At 36.9% G+C, this 6,055-nt stretch carries 5 protein-coding genes; all 5 read right to left on the reverse strand.

Annotation, left to right across the window (positions count from 1 at the left end):
* Nucleotides 1–253: 253 nt before the first annotated feature.
* The 5 genes from ACIQJ5_RS17370 to ACIQJ5_RS17390 all read right to left on the reverse strand — a co-directional run bounded on the left by ACIQJ5_RS17370 (nt 254) and on the right by ACIQJ5_RS17390 (nt 5,552).
* Nucleotides 254–1,267: a hypothetical protein gene (locus tag ACIQJ5_RS17370; protein WP_402845633.1), complete on the reverse strand. Its 1,014-nt coding sequence runs from the start codon at nt 1,265–1,267 to the stop codon at nt 254–256.
* On the reverse strand, nt 1,230–1,724 hold the full coding sequence (locus ACIQJ5_RS17375) for a hypothetical protein (RefSeq protein ID WP_402845635.1): 495 nt from the start codon (nt 1,722–1,724) through the stop codon (nt 1,230–1,232). The genes ACIQJ5_RS17370 and ACIQJ5_RS17375 overlap by 38 nt, the downstream gene beginning before the upstream one ends.
* A gap of 20 nt (nt 1,725–1,744) precedes the next feature.
* On the reverse strand, nt 1,745–3,607 hold the full coding sequence (locus ACIQJ5_RS17380; RefSeq protein WP_402845636.1) for a major capsid protein: 1,863 nt from the start codon (nt 3,605–3,607) through the stop codon (nt 1,745–1,747).
* A gap of 1 nt (nt 3,608) precedes the next feature.
* Nucleotides 3,609–5,123 carry a hypothetical protein gene (locus ACIQJ5_RS17385; RefSeq protein WP_402845638.1) on the reverse strand — a complete coding sequence of 505 codons (1,515 nt, stop codon included), beginning with the start codon at nt 5,121–5,123 and terminating at the stop codon, nt 3,609–3,611.
* Between the two features lie 81 nt (nt 5,124–5,204).
* The gene (locus tag ACIQJ5_RS17390; RefSeq protein ID WP_402845639.1) at nt 5,205–5,552 is read right to left on the reverse strand and encodes a D-Ala-D-Ala carboxypeptidase family metallohydrolase; all 348 of its coding nucleotides are present in this window, start codon (nt 5,550–5,552) and stop codon (nt 5,205–5,207) included.
* Nucleotides 5,553–6,055 lie beyond the last annotated feature (503 nt).

Here is a 6,055-nt window from a genome sequence, read left to right on the forward strand (position 1 = left end):
AAGGTACTTTTTTATAAAAAAAGGCACACCAGGAACGACATTTTGTCAACTACCATTTACAGTACCACTATACATCATCATTAACTATCAATGTGACACACCTGGAAGGTACTTTTTTATAAAAAAAGGCACGCCAGGTACAACATTTTGTCAACTATAAAATACCACTGTCATTTTTCGTATATAAGGACAAGAAAATAGGACGGCCGAATGATTAATCGGCCGCCCTACGGGAAAATGACATGGGTTTCACTTATCTAAACAAATCACCTAAAGAAACTCCAAAACTAGATGCAATACTACCTAAGGACCCCTGAGCACCACGGTTATTAAGTAAACGTTCAAGCTCAGCTGTAACCATCTTAACACGCTTTTCAAGAGTTCTAGAATCCCACTGTAATTGCTTTCGAGCAATCTCAGAACGGATGTTAGTTTCAACAAGCTTACGAAGCTCATGCGAAGCCTGTGCAGATGTCAATTGCTTATTAGCTTTCTTCAAAGCTAAATCGGCAACACCATTCGCCAAGGAAATACGAAGTTGCTGGGGCAACACTTGAAGTTGAGCAGACTTCATAGCATTCTCAATAATAATACCACGACGCTCAACAGCAATCTTACGAGCTTGTTCCTGGCTTGTAGCTACCTCCTGCGTAAGCATGTCCTTACGAATACTACGGAGAAGATCTTCAGTAGCCGCACGGGCGTTAGCATCCTTAGTAGTAGCAAGCTTTTCGCCAATTTCTGATAACAACTTTTGCGCACGATATTTATTTTCAATGCGAAGCTGATCGGTTTCAGCGTTAATCTTAGCAATCTCAGACTGATTCATACGAGCACGCAAAGCAAAATCAGTAGCAGCACCAATCGTATCTGCAAAACCTGAATAATCAAGAGGTATTGCAGTTCCACGAGGCGGCGTTACTCCTTGTGCTTGGGGCGAATTAACAGCCTGACCAACGTTTCCACCACTAGCCAAAACACCAGCATTATAACCAGCATTTTCAAGACGAGCACGAAGAAACTGCGGATCACTATATTTCAAATTATCAGATAGTTGACGCTCATACATCGCAGAATTATAGTCCATTTGTTTCTGTAACATACGCTCATTAAACCTATTAGTTTTATTAGCCATATGTTCATTAGAATCAATCTGGGCGATGGTTGTAGCACCGCCCAATACTGACATAATTCCTCCTAAAATAGGGTTAACACCATCAGACATAATATTAAGTATTAGCAGGCTCTTGCCCTTCAGAAGCATCACTCGGTTTTTCAATCGATTTATCATCAACTGAAGACTTCTGTGCAGCAACTAAAGCCTGGATTTCACTATCTGCGAGAGAATTCAGATACTTAGAATAATTGATCAACTCAGAAGGCGTCTGAATGTATCTCGATTTTACAATAGATGCCAATTGATCATCAGTAAGCTTAGACTTCAAAGAATTCAAAGAAGGCTCACTAATACGCATTTCGGCAATATGAGCAGTAAGAGCCTGCAATGTCATTTTATCCAATCTCTGTTGATTAAACAGCATATAAATATCAGAAGTCAATCTAATTGACTTGTTATCCGAAAAGGGTGCTTTATGCTTACGATGAAGAAAATCATCAATAGGAGAGGAAGAATAAAAGGAAGTCAGCTGTAAATCCTTAGAAGAAACAACAGGCTGTACACTTCTACCATCGGAAAAAATACGTTTTTCAAATTGTTCATTCATAAGAGCACAAATTAATAAAATTAATAAGGTAAACCATCAACATCAAGGTTACGAACAACCTTCACATCAAAGAAAGAAGACACCCAAAATTGATCAGTATTCATCGTACTATCAGCTTGAACAGCAAAAATAGGATCGACCAGATTAGGATTAACTTTAAAGAAAGTATAATTCATACCACTTTCAGCAGTTCCATCCTGAGGTAATGAAGCATCAGCAACACCGTCAGGAGTAAGAGCATTAAGAATTGATTGAGCATTATAAGACAGAACCCAATTCCTCAAATCACGCTTAAAAGCACCGAAACTCAAATCAATAGCAGTCTTATAATCAATATATCTTGGAGCATAGCCAAAGAAGAAAGGCGTAGCACCATCTGGGAAAGGCTTACCAACAGGGGCAGAATTCATAATGTTCACCGAGGAAACACCTTGCATACCCACACGGTCAAAAACAGGGTTTGCAAAATCCTCAGCATTCACACGGGTAAATGCAGGAGAAATGTAATCGACCGTATAATCAACAAGCGGAACACAATGATAAATGCACATCACAATGCCGTATTGTCCATCAGACTGGAAGTTAATTTTACCATCAGAAAGACCAACACCCTTGCCAGCAATAGCTGCACCATTATCACCTGTAATATTCTGATTAACTACTTCATTGATATCTAGCGAAGAAGATGTACCACCAAGATACTGACATTTATCAGAAAGACCGTTTGGTACATCAACGCCAAAGATACGTTTAGTTATACCTTTATAATCTTGATCACCAGATTGTGCTATTTCTTTCCATTTCTGAAGAAATTCATACTGACGAAGAGCAAGAATAGAAAGAGAAGAACTAGAAGATGACAACTCAACAGGATAAGTACCAGCAGAAACAAAAGAACCTAAAGTGTAGGTATTAGCAGCAGGACCAACAATAGCATTAGGCTTAGCATCAGGAGCACCTTCAAGAGGAGAAGAAGAAAGTGAATTATTACCACCAGAAAAAGTTCCATACAAAACACCCACATCACCTGTAGATCCAAGAGACTCAGTAAGTTTTACAGATCCAGAAATAGAAGGCATATCCAACGGAACAACAGCAGTGTCACCATATTGAGCTTGAGGCAACACACCATGGTACAAATCTTTTTGCCAATTACAATAGCGCAAATCAAACATATTATAATTAGCAAAGAATGAATCAGAAGATGAAACGGGTATCTGGACATTCATATCAGAACTACCAGTCATATAATCACAATTAAAAGTAGAGGGGTTAGGTTTTTCCCACTGTTGATTACGGAAATAATCAGAATAAATCTTTTGATAAGCCAAAAGACCCATAATGTTTACATCCAAATTATAATTAAGAGATTGTGGTGCATCAGCAATATAAGACTCAAAGTTACCATATTGAAGATATTCCAAAAGCTTAACAGAAAGCTGAGCACGGTCATAGCCAAAATAGTTAACAGATTTAGGAGCAGGAAGACCGTGCAAAGTCTTAAGATAAGTACCAATTTGTTCAGTAGTAACATAAGGCAACTCACCACTGAAAGCAGGGGGCATCTGATTTAATGAAGTGGCATGTTGCTGATTAAAATCCATTTGTGAAAGGACTTCATTTGCCCTATTCCAAAGAAGGTGATAAGGAACATAATAAAAATCGAAATATTCACGAACACGTGCATACGCAGCCGTATTTATCGGAGCAGTACGTGTAAACGCTTTCAAATCAATAGTGAATTTATCACCTGGAATGACCTCAGAACTCCAAACAGGAAGAAGCTCACCACACTTGGCAGTAAAATTTCGTTTGGTTGACAAATCAAAACCATTACGGGAAGGTCTATTCATAATGGTTTTTAATGACATAATATTAGCCATATCAATCTACAAATAAAAGTTTATTAATATCATTTAATTTCTTGTGTTTACAACGGGCTTCAAAATCAGATAAAGATTTAGATGCCATTACTTTAAATGCGGGGGTGGCCTTATAATCGGCAAGATTAAAAAATACATTGTCATAAAAATAAGGATAAAAATTATTATCAAAGTCATCCTTCATAAGATCATCACCACCAATGAGATCACTCTCAAAGAAAGCAGATTGATTTTCAAAGAATGACTTTAAATTCATATAATCCAATTGCTTATAAAACTCCTCAATAATCTTTACTTTGCGCATTATTTCATGTACTGACTGATTATCACAAACAAAATATAAAAAATGTTTAGACAAGAGCAACTCAACATAAATACGATGGACATAAAGATCAAAGCAATCATCGTAAATTGAAATAGATCTAACAGAACCGTCAATTTCAGCAAATGTCAATTTAAGGACATCAGCGTCATAGAAATAACGAAGCAAATCACGTGTAACCTTTTCAGTATAAGATAAATCATTCTCCTTATTTGAAAAAGGAAAATAATAACAACAATAAGCTATACGTCTAGCTAAATCTAATGCGCTTTGACAGTCGGGGAAAACTTGCCGCGCATAACCATATATTCTGTAAGAGTAAGTACGCTCATGTGAAGATTTATCAAAATATCCTCGACATTTCGGAAAGTAGTAAGCATAATACGACCGCCACATATCGAACTCTCTATATTTCTCATTGACAATAATGCCTCTTTTGATAACTTGTTCAGCGGATAACGCATATATTTCTTTACGTTGACCTTGCAAAATGCCTTGACCCAGCTTTTGAGAATGTACGCAGAACGGACGGATGGAACGTGTTTTAAAAACTTGGGGTACAAACACAGAGCTATTAACATACGACGCAACGTAACTAGAGCAGTTACCTCGACTGGCTTGGACATCAACACGACCAAACGGCCAGCTCTCAAGTACAATTTGTTCACATGCTTGAAAGAGGGTTTCATCGGAGAAATATAATAGGATATGGAAATGTGGCCTAAAGTGTACTGGTCCATATTCACCACAGGCAAAGTAACGCACTTTTGCATCGGTAATTTTTCTCGCATAAAATCTAAATCTTTTAAAAAATTTCTGTAAATCTGACTTTCTTAAATAAGGTACATCACCAAATAAATAAAACTTTTCCAACAATTTTTCACGCTGAATAGGCGACATTTCAACAGGGGCAATAATTTCACCATCGGCGTCAACTAAATCACAACCAAAAGGACGGTCAATACTATCGACAAACTTAGCTCGGGGAATATATCTGTTTGCATACGTAAGTGTTATAAACATGCAGTATTTATGACATTTAGCTTCTAAATCACAAAGCAATGACAAATGATTATTCCTAGTAAGCGAACAAGCTTGGCAACGACCACAAGGCACAAACATAGTCTGGTGGGTATAGGGATTTACAATCCTTTGAGGATTTAAACAACGTGATAAAACTGTAGGTGTAGCCATATTATTTCTTAACTATAGTAGCGATAAAGTCCAAAATCATTTTAAGAGCTTTCAAAATCTTATTCCACATAATAATTATAATTATGAAAATGAAACATGTATATAACCATTACTTGTATAAGCATAGGTAACACAAGGAAGAAGCTTAACAAAAGACAAAACAAGTTGAGGAGGCGTTTCCAAAGGAACAAAATCAACAGCTAAGGCTTCCATATGTTTAGAGTGAATCACTCCGCCAACAAGGTCATTGACAATAGGGCAACGATAACCAGAAGTAAGCCTAAACCCACCAAATAAAGTTTGCAAGGCATTGAAACGTTCGATCGTTCTTTCTGCATTTTCTCTATAACACTCAGGTAAAGAGTTATCAAGGTTGTGAGAAACCGCACAATCAGAGTAGACATAATCTTTTAAATCAATCTTTAACATAATAACCAATTAGAAATCAATTATAAATCTTTGCAAATACAAAAGCAACATCTAAAGCTTGCTGAATAGAACAAAAAGTAAATTTCCTACGAATATAACGCATCTCTGACGTTAGGAATTGAACTATAACAGCACAATGAACAGGATCTTTATTTTTTTTCATTTAGTTAAATTTTATAATTATCAGCACATAGAATATGAAAACATCACAAAAGAAATATATACAATTGTAAAATCAAAATTATAACGTAAACTTAACTTTTTTTTAGGTGTATAGCACCGCTACACTACGTTCCGCTTTCTGTGTGTTCCTATACTCATGTTTCTCCGAAACATCCTACTGCGGGCGGCAAGCGTCCTCGTACGGCGGTGCTTAACCATCCGCAAGCGGACGGTTACCGATGAATAGTCTTAAAAGTCAAATACACATCACCATTAACTATCAATATGACACACCTGGAAGGTACTTTTTTATAAAAAAAGGCACACCAGGAACGACATTT

The sequence above is a fragment of the Microbacterium sp. GXS0129 genome (genome assembly GCF_044769785.1).
Taxonomy (GTDB): Bacteria; Actinomycetota; Actinomycetes; order Actinomycetales; family Microbacteriaceae; genus Microbacterium; species Microbacterium nymphoidis.

Excerpts from the sequence above, each read along its gene's own strand:
- ACIQJ5_RS17375 (WP_402845635.1), bottom strand. The coding sequence starts at position 1,724 with ATGAATGAACAATTTGAAAAACGTATTTTTTCCGATGGTAGAAGTGTA.
- ACIQJ5_RS17380 (WP_402845636.1), bottom strand. The coding sequence starts at position 3,607 with ATGGCTAATATTATGTCATTAAAAACCATTATGAATAGACCTTCCCGT.
- ACIQJ5_RS17385 (WP_402845638.1), bottom strand. The coding sequence starts at position 5,123 with ATGGCTACACCTACAGTTTTATCACGTTGTTTAAATCCTCAAAGGATT.
- ACIQJ5_RS17390 (WP_402845639.1), bottom strand. The coding sequence starts at position 5,552 with ATGTTAAAGATTGATTTAAAAGATTATGTCTACTCTGATTGTGCGGTT.